Below are 16,252 nucleotides of genomic sequence, written 5' to 3' on the forward strand. Positions count from 1 at the left end.
ACTTTATTCTTCATTCATCGAGTTTTGTTCTGCCTCTTTTGGCGCTTCATACATATTTACTTGGCTAGTAGTCCCACGTGTCGACAAATTCTCTACGATTTCCTTCAAGTCAAGTCCTGTTGTCGCTTTTAGTGTTTCTTGAGTAGAAGAAAGCAAATTTGTGGCATAATTTGTCACTCGGTTCGCTCCACTGGTTTCTCCTGAACTGCTTCCTGTATCGACAACAGAGATTTTTTCGATATTTCCTAGCGGCTGTGCTGCTTCGCGCATCAATCGCGGTAGCATATCGATAACCATACTCAAGACAGCTGCTTCGCCATATTCCTTGAAGGCATTGGCGATCTTTTGTTTTGCTTCGGCTTCGGCTTTTCCTTTTGCTAGTGCTGCTTCGGCTTCTGCTTGTCCAGCTAAACGTGTCTTATTGGCTTCCGCTTCTGCCAGTGCTTCCACACGGAATCGTTCTGCTTCGGCTTCAGTCACTTCTTTGACTTTTTGAGCTTGTGCTTCTTGTTCTTTAGCGTACCGATCGGCATCTGCTTTTTTCTTCACTTCCGAATCATATTGCTTTTCACGACGTGTGATTTCTTTTTCTTCCAGTTCGATTTGTTTTTGACGTTCTACGATTTTAATCTGCATTTCCTGTTCGATTACTTGTTGTTGTGCTCGGGCACTTTCTAAATTGTAGGCTTGGTCTGCTTTTGCTTTAGCAACATCTTGTTCTTGTTTGTAGGTTGCTAATTTCAGTTCTTTTTCTTTTAATGATTCTGCGATCTCTGTTTGTCGCTGTAATTCAGCTGCTTGTGATTCTTTTTCTGCTTGAGCTTTTTTGATACGCGTTTCTTTTAGAGCTTCCGCTTCTGCTATATCTGCATCTCTTTTGACTTGGGCGATTCTTGGTTTCCCTAAAGAGTCAAGATAACCGTTTTTGTCTCTGACCTCTTTGATAGTGAAAGAAACGATGATCAACCCCATTTTTGCAAGGTCTACAGAAGCGACTTCTTGTACGCTTTGACTGAACTTATCGCGATTTTGATAGATTTCTTCTACAGTCATAGAACCAAGAATCGAGCGCAAGTGTCCTTCTAATACTTCTCTTGCTTCATTTTCCAGTTCTTCTCTTGTCTTGCCTAAAAACTGTTCTGCTGCTGTAGCAATCTCTTCTACAGATGAACCGATTTTGATGATCGAAGTACCATCACACATCACCGGTACGCCTTGCTCCGTATACACTTCAGGGGTGGAGACGTCCAATTTACTCGATAATAGACTGATCCGATTCGAACGTTGAAAAACCGGCAAGACGAATGCGCCACCTCCACGCACAATTTTGATTTTGTTATTGCTTTCATCAATGTGCACATTTTTGCTTCCTAAATAACTTCCACTGATGATCAACGCTTCATCCGGTTTTGCTGTCTGGTACTTCGCTACAAAGACGATCAGCAACATCAGTAAAATCAAAGCTGCAATTGCGATCGCGATAAAAACAACTGGTATTTCCATTTAACACACGCTCCTTTAAGCTTTTATCATGCTTTCATAAGGCATGACATAACAGATTCTTTCCTTGATCTCAATGATCAATACTTTCGTTCCCCGCTCAGCTGTCTGTTCTTGGGGGCTGTAAAAACAAGCTGGACGACTAATGGAACCGGTAACACTTTTCAACTGAATTTCTCCCATACCTCGTACAGGGATCGGTGTGATCACAACAGCTACTTGTCCTTCCAGAGTTTTTTCAGAAGACGACATCGTTGATTCGGCATGTTTCATCGGCATCAATATATAGAAATTAAGCAAAAATACCAACACTATCGATATGCCTCCACTAGCAATAAATAAAAATAAAGATGATTGATCTGTTAAACGCTCACCTAGAAAACCAAATAAGCTTGTGAAAGTTAACCAAGGGATAATAAGCATCGGATCAAGCGGGCCATCAAAATCGAATACATCTCCAAAAATAATCAATAGGACTGCCAATCCTGCACAAATCAGCAATGTATACCAATAAATCGTCTCAAGTGCGATTCCCCCTATCATATACACGCCTCCTTCCATTTCTACGTCTATCATACCAATGTTTGAAAATTCTGTATAGCTTCTTTTACCGACTCAGTGGTGTTTTTTATAGGAAGGTTGTGTTTATCGTTGACAATTTGTTAAATTTTTGTTTTCATGTTAAAATTTTCACAATAAATTCTTTCGAGGTAGCCTATGTTTCCTTTTTTTAAGAAAAAACCATTAAAGCTCCAGAACACGATCATCCTTGTCGTTTGTTTCTCCACATTCGTTTCTTTGATTGTTTCTGCCATATTGATCAGGAATTTTATTCTTTCGATGAACCGATCTAGTGTGTCAGATAGAATCTCTAGCATTGCTAAAATCGTTGCCAATGATAAACTCATCCAAAAAAAGCTGCAGACTGGTGACCCGACACATGCGATTCAAGGAATAACAAATGAAATCATGATTGCATCGAATTTAGATTTTATCGTTGTCATGGACCCTGAAGGCATTCGATATTCTCACGCAGACCCAAGTTACATCGGTCTTCCTTTCTCAAGTCATGAAGATGTGAAAAAAGTGATTGGAGGACAAGAATTTTTCTCTGAAAAAGAAGGAATGTTAGGGTTCGGCTTCCGCTATTTCGTCCCTATTTATTATGATCAAGAGATTATTGGTGCAGTTTGTGTTGGCTTAACAAACAACACGATTGACAATCAAGTCAAAGATGGACAAAAAATGATTGTTTTTTCATTGATTATTGGACTTAGCGTAGGCATCATAGGCGCCGTTTTTCTTGCCCAAAAAATGAAAAAAGTACTGCTTGGACTTGAACCACAAGAAATAGCAGAACAGTTAAGTGAAAAAACGATTATCGAAAATGAAGTAGATGAAGGAATCTTAGCCATCTCTTCTGATAAAACTATCCTCTTGATCAATACACCTGCAAAAAACATTTTCTACCAAACAGAGCAGCTACTGGATTTCGAAGTAGGAAAAAAAATCAGTGATAATCTATATGACGTTTTGTTTAAAGAGACGATTGAGCATCAAACGACCGTTCGCACTCAATCCATGTATTTAAATGGGATAGAAACTATTTCTAGCGTTACACCTCTTTTTAGCAATGACCGGTTTTTAGGAGCAGTCGCAACTTTGCGGAACCGATCGGAAGTAATGAAATTAATGGAGGAGCTTGGGGGGACGAAACAATATATAAACTCCATGAGAGCTCAAACCCATGAATTCATGAATAAACTTCATGTCATTTCTGGTTTGATTGATTTGAAGAAGTATGAAGAAGTCACCCATTTTATCCAGCAGCTAAATCAAAATTATAAAAAAGAGATTGGCCAAGTCTCAAGTCTGATCAAAGTACCTGCAATTGCCGGTTTTTTATTAGGCAAAATAAACGAAGCCAAAGAACAATCTGTTGAAATGCTGTTAGAAAGCGATTCTTTTATCCCTAAAATGGAGATGGATGACTCCATCCATTCACTTTTGCAAGTGTTAGGGAACTTACTTGATAATGCAAAAGAAGCCGTGCTACAAAAACATGAAAGAAACGGACAGGTCCGGATTCATTTAAACTATGACACAGAAGCTGAAGTATTCATCGTGACCGTCTGCGATGACGGTGTCGGAATATCAGAAGAAATCTCAGAAAAAATATTTACGCTAGGTTTTTCGACGAAGGGAATCAATCGTGGGTTTGGATTGAATCTCATCCATTCAATCGTCAAACGCCACGGTGGATTTTTAGAATTTTCCAAACAAACAAATGGTGGTACAATCGTCTATCTAGAATTACCAAAAAAGGAAGATCAAAATGATGACAAATGTCCTGATAATCGAAGATGATCCAATGGTTGCAGAATTGAATCGTACTTTTGTGGAAAGTATCCCTAATATGAACGTAATCGAAAGTTTCAGAAATGTAGAAGAAGGAAAAAAATATTTCAGACAAAAAAACGCAGATCTGCTGCTGCTTGATGTATACATGCCTGGCGAAAGTGGTATCCATTTTTTATCTTGGCTTAGACAGCAAGGAAATGATATCCCAGTGATTTTGATCACTGCTGCAGATGATATCGAAACCATAAAGAATGTGATCCGCTACGGTGCCTTAGATTATTTGATCAAACCGTTCACTTTGCAACGTTTTCAGCTGGCGATCGAAAAGTATCTTGCTTTCTCTCAGACAATCCAAACGACTGAAAAAGCCGATCAGAAATTGATCGATCAAGTATTCAACCACACCACTCCCATTCACGAAATACCATCATTCATCGATTTGCCTAAAGGTCTGTCAAAACTGACTTTAAAAAAAATAAGTGCATTTATTCTAAAAGAAGATACTATTTTTTCAACAAAAGAACTGGCTCAAAAAAGCTCACTGTCACGTATATCCGTCAAGAAATATTTGAATTTTTTAGTAGAACAAGATATATTGAACGAAAGAATCAAATATTTGGAAATCGGCCGGCCGCTAACCTGTTATGAATTGACAAATAATGGACGGAAAAAGCTCACAGATTACTGTTGAGTCATCGAATTATCCCATACAAAATAGTCCAAGTATACAGAAGTAACAACTGTTTACTTGGACTATTTTTAAACATTTTATTGACGAATATCCATGTTTTCTTATCTTAATTGACGGGCTTTAGGAAGAGATACCTCATTTTTCGTTTTTCCAGTTTCTATTATTTCACGAAAGTTCTCGAAACTTGTCGAAATCATATTTGATAATGCCTCATCTGTATTTGAACCTACATGCGGGGTTACAAGAACTCTAGGGTACATTTCTACTAATTGCTGGATAGCAGGGTCTGGAATCGTCTCCCATGGCTTGAAGGATCGGAAAAAAACCTCTGTTTCATTTGCAAAAACATCGGTTGCAAAACCAGCTAAATGATTGCTTTTCAAAGCTCTTAAAATAGCTTCATTATCTTGAAGCTCTCCACGGGCTGTATTAATCAAGATGCTGCCTTTTTTCATTTGAGCTAAAAATCCTTCATTGATCATTTGATCGTTTTCACCTGGGATATGAGGTACATGAATACTGACAATATCGCTTTTGGCTAATAACTCTTCAAGCGAGTGGAACGTCAATACTTTTTTAGCAGCTTCTGTCTGATGAATATCGTAGCCGATCACTTTGGCTCCTAGTCCCTTAAACAAAACAGCTTCCGTCAACCCTATCCTGCCTGTTCCTATGATCCCTACTGTGCAATTTCTGATTTCACGACTAAACATTTGCTCATCCACTCGAAAATCTTTGAAAGATGTTCGGATCGTCGTATACGCAGTATTTCTCAAAAGCATCATGGCAAAAGTCAAAGATAACTCTGCTATCGCATTTGGCGAATACGATGGTACACGGGCTACTGTCATACCAAAATCAGCTGCCGCTTGTAGATCGATATGATTGACTCCCACAGTCCGTGTAAAAACATAACGAATCCCATATTCCTGCATTTTTGCAAGATTGGTCTCATCTGCTATACAATTTCCCCTCAACAATACAGCATCATGGTCCTTTGCTGACACGATATTGTCATGTGTCAACAGTTCTTCATAAAGACTGAGATCATAATGGTAAATATTCAATTTTTCAAAAAAATCTATCTCGTTCGGACGAACACCGTAACATGCGATTCTCATACTTTCTTCCTCCATTTCTTATGAAAATAAACCTATGCCATGAATCATTTGTAATACAACGATCCATACAGGTGTCAGTACCACAGCAAAAATAGTTGACAGTAAGGATGCATTGGAGGCTAAAAGTGCCTCCCTATCAAAACTGATAGCATAGGCTGCTGCCACTGTTGCAGCTGGTGTAGCCATCATGATAACGATTGTTGCCAGTGCTTCAAAATTGACTGGTAGAATATTCGTTGCCGTCAAAACTGCTAGAATCACGATATTCAATGCAGGTACAAATACCACTTTGACTAGACTGTAATACCATGAAGTTTTTTCAGATGCAGCTTTTTTGAAGCTTACTTCACCTAATGTTGCGCCGATTGCTAGCCACGCCAATGGTGAACTTAAACCAGCTAAATAATCCATCGGCTGAAATAGCCACGGTGCAGTCTGGTCAATTCGCAAAAACGCTACTTGGCTTATCTCTCCTTCTGCACCTGTAACTGACACTTGTGGCAGATACCCTTGGAACAGCCAAATGAAAAGGCCGGCAAAAGTAGCGATAATGATTGGATTGACGAACATCGCTTTGATATTTTTAGCTTCCATCTTCAAGCCACTCATTTTTATGTATCCATAAGAATACAAAAAGATTCGGTAGCCAATATTGAAAATTGAGGAATACATCACGCCGACAGGACCATAAATCGCACTGACGATAGGCGTTCCGAAAAAGGTCGTAGAACCAAAGATCGTCAGGACACGCAACGTTGTTTGCTTATCCCCTTTATAGCTTAAGAAAAAAGGTTTTGAAACTAGAATAAGAATAATATAAATAACTAATCCCCAAATCAAGACATTGATTCCTTGCATCAGTAATTCTGTATTGATATCTTGCATGAAAGCTCGAAATGCCAGTGCTGGCAAAGCCACTGTTAAGACGACTTTCGATAGAATTTTTCCAACAGATTCAGAAAAAATCCCCTTTTTTCTACAAACAAACCCTAATAATATAATAAAAACTGTTGAAGTGATTGCACTGACAATCGACATATCTGTCAAAGTCGATCGAAAAATGTCAAATAAGTTCATCTTTCTCCTCCTAATTATGTTCATTTATTCACAATAAAAAACGCTTTTATTTTGCTAATACGTATTAACATTTTTAATTTTATCTTTACATTGTTACTTATTGAACAATAGGAAATTAAAGAAACTTTTGAAACTTATGTAAAGTGATTTTTACTAGAACACAAAAAAAACCTTAAAACCAAACTTAAGAAGTTTAGTTTTAAGGTTAACTTAAATTATATTATGCGTGGAAACGTTCCACGCCATCTAGATAAGTTGCTTCCAATGTCATATCAGGGTTCAATACGATAAAGTCTGCATCGCGTCCTTGAGCGATTTTTCCACATGTATCATCGATTTTACAGCTGATTGCTGGAATCAGACTAGCCATCATGACTGCTTGTTCTGGTGTTGCTAATCCCCAGTCTACAACATTTTTAATTGCTTCTTTCAATTTCAAGATACTTCCAGCTAAGTTGCCAGATTCTAGACGTGCTGTTCCTTCTTTTACTACTACCGGAAATTCACCTAAATTGTAATTTCCATCAGGCATCCCACCGGCCATCATACAGTCTGTAATTAATGCGACATGATCATGTCCTGCTTTTTCCATTAGGATTCCCGCAGCATTTGGATGTACATGATGGCCATCACAAATCAATTCAGAAAAGACATGTTCTAAAGATAATAACGCACCCACCATACCTGGTTCGCGATGATTCAATCCACGCATACCATTGAAAGCATGGACAAATACACTTGCGCCTGCTTCAACAGCTTTTTGCGCTTCTTCTAGTGTAGCATTACTGTGTCCTAGAGAAACAACTACTCCTTCTTCAGTCACTTGTTTGACAAACTCTTCCACACCTTGACGTTCTGGTGCTAAAGCAATCTTTTTGATCAAACCGCCTGAAGCTTCTTGCCATTCATGGAAAGTATCCAAATCAGGATCACCAAAGTAACTTGGGTTTTGTGCGCCTTTGTGTTCTTCCGTGAAGAAAGGACCTTCAAAATAGATTCCTTTGATTTTAGCTCCTGGTGCTTCCTGATACATTTTGCCGATTGTCTCAGCTACATCTTTTAAACGTTCTTTGCTTGACGTCAATGTTGTTGGTAAAAATGAAGTCACTCCACAAGATAACAGACCTTCAGACATCACTTTGATGCCTTCTGCATCATTATCCATTACATCATGATTCATATAGCCGTGAATATGTGTATCTACCAAACCAGGAGCAATCCATTTGCCGCTTTGGTCAATGATGTTGACTTCTCCCTCAGGTAGTTCTTTGGTGTATTCACCAAAAAGTCCATCGGTAATTTCAAGATAGCCTGCATGTTTGACACCTGACGCTAAAAAGAATTTGTCAGCATAGATAAAAGTTCTCATTCTATTCTCTCCCTTTGTTTTTCTACCTCTAAAGTACTCTTATTTAGAGAAGAAGTCAAGAATGGTCTACACCATTTACAAATTTTTTGAAATTTGTTTCACAGCTTGTGCTAAGCCTTCATAGAATGCTGCTCTTTCTGGTTCTTCTTTACGCTTGTATATTAAGCTTTTAAGCACAAATAAATCATTGAGGTAATAGTAGCTATTCTTCTCTTGAGCCCAATAGATTCCTTGATTCACCTGTTCTAACGCTTCGTCGATTTCATTTTGATGGAATAAGAAATTTCCATAATTATAAAAAATTTGCGAAAATTCACTTTTTGATCGTTCATCAGCTGATTGATGCAGCAGTTGGATGCTTCGACTCAAATAGTAGCGTGCTTCAGCCGTTTTTCCTGCCACACCATATATTTTTCCGATACAACTAATCAGTTGTATTTCTGTGTCAGAAACATGGTTTCTTTCTTTTTGGCTAGAGTAGCTTAATGCTTCTTTCAAATAATAAAGGGACTGAGAGATATTTTGACGCAACGTGAATTCGCAAACACCGAGATAATAATAATAGCGTTGAAAGTCAGTTGCTTGATACAGATTTTCAGAAATATCAGAAGATTTTAGTACTTGTTCTAACTTCCGATAATCACGTTTTTGGAAACAACTATCCAACAGTTCAAATAATTTATCGTTTGTCCGAGTAGTTTTTCGAGAGAGATTCATCACATGATCAATCGTTACCCCTAGCCGTTGACAAATCTGCATCATCACCAATACATTCGGCAGTTCCTCATTATTTTCGATCCGACTTAATACACTTTGTGAACAAATATCTTGCGAAAGCATTTTTTGCGTCATTTTTTGTTCTTTTCGAATCTCTTTAATGATCGTTCCAAAGGACTCGATTAACGTTTCCATAAGTATCCTCCCCAAAATATGCGTATTCGCATTCTATTCGTATTTTACTTTAGGAAGTCGCAAACTTCAAGAAAAGACTTGCAACTAAATAATATACTTTAGTTATTTAAGAAAACTCCACTAGAAAGAGAGCCTCAGTGTGTTTGTCTGTGGCCCTCCTACTGAAAAATTTGGTTTTTAAAATCATTTTTGGCGATAGGTTGCTAGGAATTCTCTCATTTTCTTAGCTGTTTGTTTCAAATCATCCATTTTAGGAAGATAAACGATTCGAAAATGATCTGGCTGGTTCCAATTAAATCCACCACCATGTACAAGTAGAATATGATGTTCATGTAAAAAGTCCAAAACGAATTTTTCATCATCCAAAATATTGAATCGCTTTGTATCAATTTTTGGGAATATATAAAAAGCAGCTTTTGGTTTTACGGCTGAAAGACCAGGAATATCATTGATTGCATTATAGATATATTCTCTTTGTTCATAGATCCTTCCGCCTGGCAGGAGCAGCTCATCGACACTTTGATAACCGCCTAGCGCGGTTTGGATAATTTGCTGAGACAATACATTGGAACACAAACGCATGGAGGACAACATATTCAGCCCTTCTATATAGCCTTTGACGTGTGACTTATCTCCACTTAGGACCATCCAGCCTACTCGAAATCCTGCTACACGATGAGATTTGGATAGACCGTTCAGCGTAACAACGAACAAATCAGGCGCTAATGTAGCAATCGGAATATGTTCTAGACCATCCATCACTAAGCGATCATAGATTTCGTCGGAATAAATAATCAGGTTATTTTGTCGAGCTACTTCAACGATTTCTTCTAATAATTCTTTTGGATAAAGTGCCCCAGTAGGATTATTAGGATTAATGATAACAATAGCTTTTGTCCGACTCGTTATTTTTGATTTGATATCATCAATATCAGGATACCATTCTGCCTCTTCATCGCAAATATAATGAACAGGTGTGCCTCCAGCTAATGCAATAGAAGCCGTCCACAACGGATAGTCCGGCATTGGAACCAGTACTTCATCTCCATTGTCCAGCAACCCCTGCATACACATCGTGATCAATTCGCTCACTCCGTTGCCGGTGTAGATATCATTGATCGTCACATTCGGAAAATGTTTCAGTTGGCAATATTGCTCAATTGCTTTTCTAGCAGAAAAGATCCCCTTGGAATCTGAGTAGCCTTCTGAGTCACGGGCATTCATGATCAAATCACGAATGACTTCGTTTGGTGCTTCAAATCCAAAAGGTGCGGGATTTCCCGTGTTCAATTTTAAAATACTAATGCCCTCTTCTTGCATCCGCTCCGCTTCTTCTAGAACGGGACCGCGAACATCGTAACTGACACCTTCTAATTTGTTGGATTTTTCAAATTCTCTCATCACTTAGCCAATCCCTCATTTCAAAAAGTTAGAACTTTCCAAATTTTTTGTTATTTACTATTTCAATATCATACTCCATCCTAGAAAATTTTGCCACTTATTTAGGAAAAACGTAAGTATTAAAAAAACACAAACAAGCGTTGAGAACTTAATTGTCATGATAGTCATTCCATAGATTCGCTGCCCAATCCATTGCAATTCCACAAATGATTCCTAGCATAAAACCAAGCAAAAAACGTCCGAATGCAAGTCCAATCAATACACCTAAGATCATTCCCAGTCCTGAAAATTCTCCGTCATATTTCTCCATCTTAATAAGTCCTCCCATTTTTGAGCTTGACAACTATGTAAAACCTCGCTATCATTAGTGTGTTATTATTACGCAGATGTGTTGGAATTGGCAGACAAGCATGATTGAGGGTCATGTGAGCGTTAGCTCGTGTGGGTTCGAGTCCCATCATCTGCACTACAACTCGTGAAGTTAATTTTGCTTCACGAGTTTTTTTGTTTGAACGTTTCTTTATGCCATTATATACATATCACTGTATCCTTTACAAAAAGAACGTACAATCATGTAAACAGCCTGAGGTGAGTATATGAAGGTCGGAAACAAGCTACTCGTAGAAACTTGCAAGTGTTAAAACAATTAATCGAAAAACGAGTAAAATCCCTCACCTAATACTAAAGCGAGGGATTTTTTGTATATTATCTGTTTATCACCGTTATTATAAAGGTACAAATACCAAGCACGGTTAATCCAAATTGCATAAATTCATTTTTTTGTACACTCATGCTTTTCATTAGCTCTTTAACTGCCATTAGTACTAAGATGGCGATAACAACATAAAGTATATAGTACGTCCGCATTCCTGAAGCCCATACTGTGGGAGAAAATCCCATAATTAACCTTGAACAAAATCCCATTATCATCAAAATAACTAAAAAAATAGAAGTTTTCTTATTGTCAAAACTTAAATAAATTCCAACAATTAAACATAGTAATAATGCCAAGACTACTAAAGTAGCTATCCAAGTACCTGGATAAAAAAGTGACAGTTTCGTTCCTAACTCTGTAAAGAGATTATTCAGGTTACTACTACTCCAAATCATTGCCCTTTTATTTCCATTGACGTAAGTAAAGCTTTGACCCATTGTATTACCAAAATAAATAATCAGGTTTAAGAAAAACGGTAATGCAGTCAATATACGCACATAATAGTTTTGACATTTCCTATATGTTAGAAGGAAAATTAAGAAAAATAGCAATAAAAATAAGATATTCATGTCTAAAAAAAACGGCTTTCCAAATGATGAAATACCTAAATCTAACTTATTAAGAAAGTTGAAATTTTTATATTCAGGAAACCATTTATTAATTTCATGTGTAGCACGTAATGCATTCCCTGGAGTTGTCAAAGAGAAAATTAATTCTGCTAAGCTTATTATTGAAAATACTGATAACTTATAATTATATCGTCCATTGACAATCAAATATAAACTAACTATACTTGTTAGAACAAAAAAACAGGCGTTGACTTGTTCTTGATTAGTTAAAAATATCAATAAAGGAATACTTACCCAATATATTTTTCTATTTATTTCTTCTCCTCTTAAGAGTTGAAAAAACGGATAAAAAGTTAGTAAACTAAATGCTACTGGCCACTGATAGTTCAAGGTGGTTGCTCTCCAACCGGTTTCCCCCATTACTGTCAATGGTATTAAACAGTATATAGAGCAAACCAATAATAAATTTTTAACATTTATTTTCTCAAAAACATACTTGCAAAGTAATACTACAATTCCTAACATAATCGTAGAATTTAATAATTTCCATAGCATAAAGTGTTTAGAAAAGAACATTAAGAATAGTTCTATAATAATTCTTGAACTCCATGTCTTATAATGTTCTATCGAAGCACCCAAATAGCCAAGTTCATCTAATCTACTTGCATAAACTACGTCATCCGCTCTCATAGTCGGCATATACATATTAAAGAGTAAAAAGATACCCCAAATCCCTATTAGTAACAAGATCAGTTCTTTGTTATTCGTTATTTTTCTATTATGTTTGTTCATTTTTATACTCCTTCTTATATTTCCTAATAGAGTATAACATAGCTTTAAGCATTACTTAAAGATAACTTAAAAGTTATCTTTTAAATACTTATATGTATCCCCTCATGTGTGGGCTGAATATATCGTCAAATGAATATCAGAAATCGCACATCCTTCACTACACCTTCATCGTTTGACTGATTGCATCGCCACATTGATTCCGTATGCCTTTTTGATGTCTTGCCGAGCAGTCGCTTGAGATTAAATACACGTTAATTCTTTAGGTGTTCCGTGTTCTATCACAAGTACGTAAACATAAGTTCCAACTACACCTTGTGGTTTGTCGAGAACCAGCCAGCCACACGAACTGTTTTGTCTATTACTTTTTTGAAATATCTAGTTTGCCATAAACGTTCCCTTGATGCGTTAGCGTGCTTGCTGATACTTTATCATCAAGGCTCTGATCTTCAGTACTGCTATCAGGTTTCAATGCGGGATTATCGTAGTATTTTTTAAACTGTGAATAAAGTAGTCTTGCATTTGAGCAGTGATTGCTGCAGGAACTGCAAAGTAAGATTACAGCCATAATGCCCTGTCAGTAGGCACGTTATTAAGCCATTTATACGACATAAAAAACCATTCAACGAGTGATCTAATATATAACTGCAACTTATATACAGGTAGTTTACGTACACTCCTTTCGCCACAACGCTCTATTTTTTGCAGTCGGTTATTTTGCTTTTTTAATCGTTTAATTTCAAGATTGACGCCTGTTGCGGATAGATATAATGCTATATTTTTCTCACTTATGAATTAAGAAATGGCTTCTTTTCACTTCTTGAAATACACTTTTTAAGCGATTTATCTCTTAGATCATATAGATGAAATACTGTCTTGAACGCTCATTCTGCTTCCATATTTTTCTTTTGAAATAACTTTTAAAACAATAAAATTAAAAGCTTTCTATCAAATTGACCCTATGTTAGAATCGATAAAAAGAGGAGGTTTGGTATGGAAATTTCTCATATTACGTTAATTGTTAAAGACTTAAATAAAACTTCTGTATTGTTAAATACCTTATTTGATGCAAAAGAAATTGACGAACAAGATATAGATTCGTTTGTCTCAAAAATCCAAATGTTAGGTTTAACTGTCGAACCAGGACGTTCTCGTGTGAAAGGCGAGGCTTCTTCAATTTACTTTTACGACTATGATAATCACCTCTTCGAGTTACATACCGGTACTCTCCAGGAACGTTTAAAATCCTACAATTCCACTACCTGAGACTAGTAATGACTAGTCTCTTTTTATGGCCTCTGATCCCCCCATTGAGCGAATACTAATAGGACTTCGAATTGATCTGTTCAATCTTTAAGCAATATCCCTCAAATGAGTTTGTAAAGTTTAGTGATTCATCACAAATACTTAAATACATGTAGTTATATATAGATTGAGGTTCTTGTGAGCGTATGCTCGTGTGGGTTCAAATCCCATCGTCTGCATCCATCTTTCCAAAACAAGCGGCTAGGACATTTTTGTCTCAGCCGCTTGTTTTCTAGTTTATTCTTTCATCTTGTCGGACCTTTTTTCTTGGGTATAGACTTTTCTCATATTCTACCACAATTTTGGGTTTCCCTAACACATGATAGGATCTCACAACAAATTGCTTTCTATTATTATAATAACCTGTAACGACTAACTTCATCCCTTCGTCTACTTCAGCTAGGAAGTTCAAACTATGGGAAGCAATCAAACAATTGACCCCATTTAAACTGAAACGGATCAACGGTCTGGCACTGACTTGCAAAGTACGGATCTTATCTACTGTTCCATATTTTTTCTCCATAACCTTCACCTCAATACCATTATACGAACATACATTCCCTTTGTAAAGAAGAAACTCTGTTTTATCTTTTTGACTTTTTGTCTATTACCTTTCTTAAAATCATATTGGCACTTCCTGCGAAGATGAAGGACATGTACTAAAAAAAAGAGGCAGCAGTATAGATTACTGTTGCTTCTTTACTAATTTAGGTTTACTTGTTAAGAAAGATTATTTACGCAAATGTTCTTCAACAATTTGCTGAGATTTATCAGCTGTATCTTCCACTTCATCTTTTGCTTTTTCTAACTTTTGAATATATTGTTTCAAGCTTGAGTTTTCAGCAGTTGCTTCGTCTAATTTCTTTTGTGTATCTGTTAACTGAGTTTCTACATTTGTTTTTTCTTGTGTAAGTGTTGCGATTTGTTGGTTCAAACCATTTACAGTATTTTGTAATTCTGAAAGTTTTGCTTGTGCTTCTTGTAGTCTTGCTGTCCAATCTGCATTCAGATGATTGATTTCATCATTTTTTTGGTTGATCTCATCTAGTTTGACATTGATTTCATTTTGTTTGCTTTGTAGTTGTGCATCCTTGCTGACTAATTGACTTTCTAAGTTTTGTTTTTCTGTTGCCGATTGATTTTTTTGGTTTTCTAATTCATTTACTTTTGTTTGGTATTCTTGGACATCTGCCTTTGAATCTTGCAATGTCTGTTCTTTTTGTGCTAGTCGAGCGGTAAGATCTGTAATCGCTTGCTCTTTATCCGTCAATGTATGATCAAGCTGTGTCAGATTCTCATTGATTGTATCAATATCTGTCTCTCCACCCCACAAAATAATTTCATTTGCGTACCGCGTGCCTGTGTAGCCAATTAGACATAGAAATGCAACGACAATCCCACCACTAATAAATTTCTTTTTCATTTGCATAGCTCCTTAATCCAATACTTTTACATACTAAAAGTAAGTGATCTCAAACACAATGTCAAGCGTTTTTAAATTACATATGTAATTTTAATATAAATACTATCAAATACTCATTTAATCCTCCTTTTTTATCTATTTAAAAAATCTTTTTTATAGAGAAAAATGCAGGTTAATACTTTCTTAAATAAATATTTATGGTGAACAAAAACAAAAAAGCAAGTTTTATTAAACGTAACCCTTTTCATTTCATAGATTACTGTATTTATTACAAAAAACGTGGATTTGTCATAAATTGTCATGCTTCTTTTACCTATGAAATATTTTCACGTGTTAAAGTATTCCTCGTTGAACACAACAAATAAAACTTTTTAACGAATAAAGGAGATTTTTCATGACATCACTTAAAACTTTACTTTTTGGAACAACTTTGGCTGCCGGCGCTGCATTCTTCATGGGAACGACTGCTCATGCGGACGAAGCTTATACCGTTCAATCAGGTGATACTCTATCAACGATTTCTCAAAAATACGTTGGTGATAACTCCTTGATCAATGCCATTGCAGAATCAAATTCAATTTCTGATATTAACCTGATCTACTCAGGACAACAATTAACAATCCCAACAGAAGGCTCTGCACAAGCAGTTGCTGAACCTCAAGCAGCCGTTCAAGAAGCACCAGTCCAAGCTGAACAACCTGTTGTACAAGAAACGGTTCAAACGGAAACACAAGCAGCGCCTGTTGCTGAAACACAACCTGCTCCTGCTGTAACAGAAACTGCTGCTACTCCAGCAAGTACAAGCTCTGCAAAAGAATGGATCGCACAAAAAGAATCAAGCGGTTCTTACACAGCAACGAACGGACGTTACATCGGGCGTTACCAACTAGATTCTTCTTACTTAAATGGTGACTACTCTGCTGCGAACCAAGAAAAAGTGGCAGAACAATATGTTACTTCACGTTATGGTTCTTGGGAAGCGGCGAAAGCATTCTGGGAAGCAAACGGTTGGTACTAAG

14 protein-coding genes, 1 tRNA gene and 1 pseudogene are annotated in these 16,252 nt (G+C 36.8%); 5 read left to right on the forward strand and 11 right to left on the reverse strand.

Features of this window, described 5'->3' with window-relative positions; all coding sequences use genetic code 11:
* Window positions 1-3 precede the first annotated feature (3 nt).
* Together IGL31_RS07610 and IGL31_RS07615 are read right to left on the reverse strand one after the other, a co-directional pair.
* A complete protein-coding gene (locus IGL31_RS07610; RefSeq protein ID WP_081156325.1) occupies window positions 4-1,503 on the reverse strand; it encodes a flotillin family protein in 1,500 nt (499 codons plus the stop codon).
* Between the two features lie 15 nt (window positions 1,504-1,518).
* On the reverse strand, window positions 1,519-2,043 hold the full coding sequence (locus IGL31_RS07615) for an NfeD family protein (RefSeq protein WP_002295447.1): 525 nt from the start codon (window positions 2,041-2,043) through the stop codon (window positions 1,519-1,521).
* A 174-nt stretch (window positions 2,044-2,217) separates the two neighbouring features.
* On the opposite strand from IGL31_RS07615, the gene IGL31_RS07620 reads away from it, so the two are divergent.
* Window positions 2,218-3,867, forward strand: coding sequence for an ATP-binding protein (locus tag IGL31_RS07620; RefSeq protein ID WP_010829694.1), 1,650 nt, complete (start codon window positions 2,218-2,220; stop codon window positions 3,865-3,867).
* On the forward strand, window positions 3,836-4,552 hold the full coding sequence (locus IGL31_RS07625) for a response regulator (RefSeq protein WP_002324679.1): 717 nt from the start codon (window positions 3,836-3,838) through the stop codon (window positions 4,550-4,552). The genes IGL31_RS07620 and IGL31_RS07625 overlap by 32 nt, the downstream gene beginning before the upstream one ends.
* A gap of 101 nt (window positions 4,553-4,653) precedes the next feature.
* Here the strand turns inward: IGL31_RS07625 and IGL31_RS07630 are convergent, their stop codons facing one another.
* The 6 genes from IGL31_RS07630 to IGL31_RS07655 all read right to left on the reverse strand — a co-directional run bounded on the left by IGL31_RS07630 (window position 4,654) and on the right by IGL31_RS07655 (window position 10,760).
* Window positions 4,654-5,673, reverse strand: a complete 1,020-nt coding sequence (locus tag IGL31_RS07630) for a 2-hydroxyacid dehydrogenase (protein ID WP_002289800.1) — start codon at window positions 5,671-5,673, stop codon at window positions 4,654-4,656.
* Between the two features lie 18 nt (window positions 5,674-5,691).
* Window positions 5,692-6,693: an AEC family transporter gene (locus IGL31_RS07635; protein ID WP_079291926.1), complete on the reverse strand. Its 1,002-nt coding sequence runs from the start codon at window positions 6,691-6,693 to the stop codon at window positions 5,692-5,694.
* Between the two features lie 277 nt (window positions 6,694-6,970).
* Entirely contained in the window at window positions 6,971-8,119 is a 1,149-nt protein-coding gene (nagA, locus tag IGL31_RS07640; RefSeq protein WP_002289803.1) for an N-acetylglucosamine-6-phosphate deacetylase, read from the reverse strand.
* Window positions 8,120-8,194: 75 nt separating this feature from the next.
* Window positions 8,195-9,031, reverse strand: coding sequence for a helix-turn-helix domain-containing protein (locus IGL31_RS07645; RefSeq protein ID WP_086300123.1), 837 nt, complete (start codon window positions 9,029-9,031; stop codon window positions 8,195-8,197).
* A gap of 183 nt (window positions 9,032-9,214) precedes the next feature.
* Window positions 9,215-10,432 carry a pyridoxal phosphate-dependent aminotransferase gene (locus IGL31_RS07650; protein WP_002303757.1) on the reverse strand — a complete coding sequence of 406 codons (1,218 nt, stop codon included), beginning with the start codon at window positions 10,430-10,432 and terminating at the stop codon, window positions 9,215-9,217.
* A 148-nt stretch (window positions 10,433-10,580) separates the two neighbouring features.
* Complete coding sequence (locus IGL31_RS07655) at window positions 10,581-10,760, reverse strand: hypothetical protein (RefSeq protein WP_002303756.1); 180 nt, start codon at window positions 10,758-10,760, stop codon at window positions 10,581-10,583.
* Window positions 10,761-10,814: 54 nt separating this feature from the next.
* Between IGL31_RS07655 and IGL31_RS07660 the strand changes: the two genes are divergently transcribed.
* Window positions 10,815-10,898: transfer RNA gene (locus tag IGL31_RS07660), tRNA-Leu, on the forward strand.
* 239 nt (window positions 10,899-11,137) lie between these two features.
* Here the strand turns inward: IGL31_RS07660 and IGL31_RS07665 are convergent.
* On the reverse strand, window positions 11,138-12,508 hold the full coding sequence (locus IGL31_RS07665; RefSeq protein WP_086300124.1) for a DUF6056 family protein: 1,371 nt from the start codon (window positions 12,506-12,508) through the stop codon (window positions 11,138-11,140).
* Between the two features lie 1,074 nt (window positions 12,509-13,582).
* Here IGL31_RS07665 and IGL31_RS07670 point away from each other — a divergent pair.
* Window positions 13,583-13,771 (forward strand): annotated as a pseudogene (locus IGL31_RS07670) (FosX/FosE/FosI family fosfomycin resistance thiol transferase); the annotation flags it as partial.
* Window positions 13,772-14,042: 271 nt separating this feature from the next.
* Here the strand turns inward: IGL31_RS07670 and IGL31_RS07675 are convergent.
* Together IGL31_RS07675 and IGL31_RS07680 are read right to left on the reverse strand one after the other, a co-directional pair.
* Window positions 14,043-14,333: a hypothetical protein gene (locus IGL31_RS07675; protein ID WP_002295437.1), complete on the reverse strand. Its 291-nt coding sequence runs from the start codon at window positions 14,331-14,333 to the stop codon at window positions 14,043-14,045.
* 207 nt (window positions 14,334-14,540) lie between these two features.
* The gene (locus IGL31_RS07680; RefSeq protein ID WP_086300126.1) at window positions 14,541-15,233 is read right to left on the reverse strand and encodes a DNA-directed RNA polymerase subunit omega; all 693 of its coding nucleotides are present in this window, start codon (window positions 15,231-15,233) and stop codon (window positions 14,541-14,543) included.
* 394 nt (window positions 15,234-15,627) lie between these two features.
* Here IGL31_RS07680 and IGL31_RS07685 point away from each other — a divergent pair, with 394 nt between their 5' ends.
* A complete protein-coding gene (locus IGL31_RS07685) occupies window positions 15,628-16,251 on the forward strand; it encodes a LysM peptidoglycan-binding domain-containing protein (RefSeq protein WP_086300127.1) in 624 nt (207 codons plus the stop codon).
* Window position 16,252 lies beyond the last annotated feature (1 nt).

Source organism: Enterococcus sp. MSG3290, assembly GCF_050555565.1.
In the GTDB taxonomy this organism is placed as follows: domain Bacteria; phylum Bacillota; class Bacilli; order Lactobacillales; family Enterococcaceae; genus Enterococcus_B; species Enterococcus_B faecium.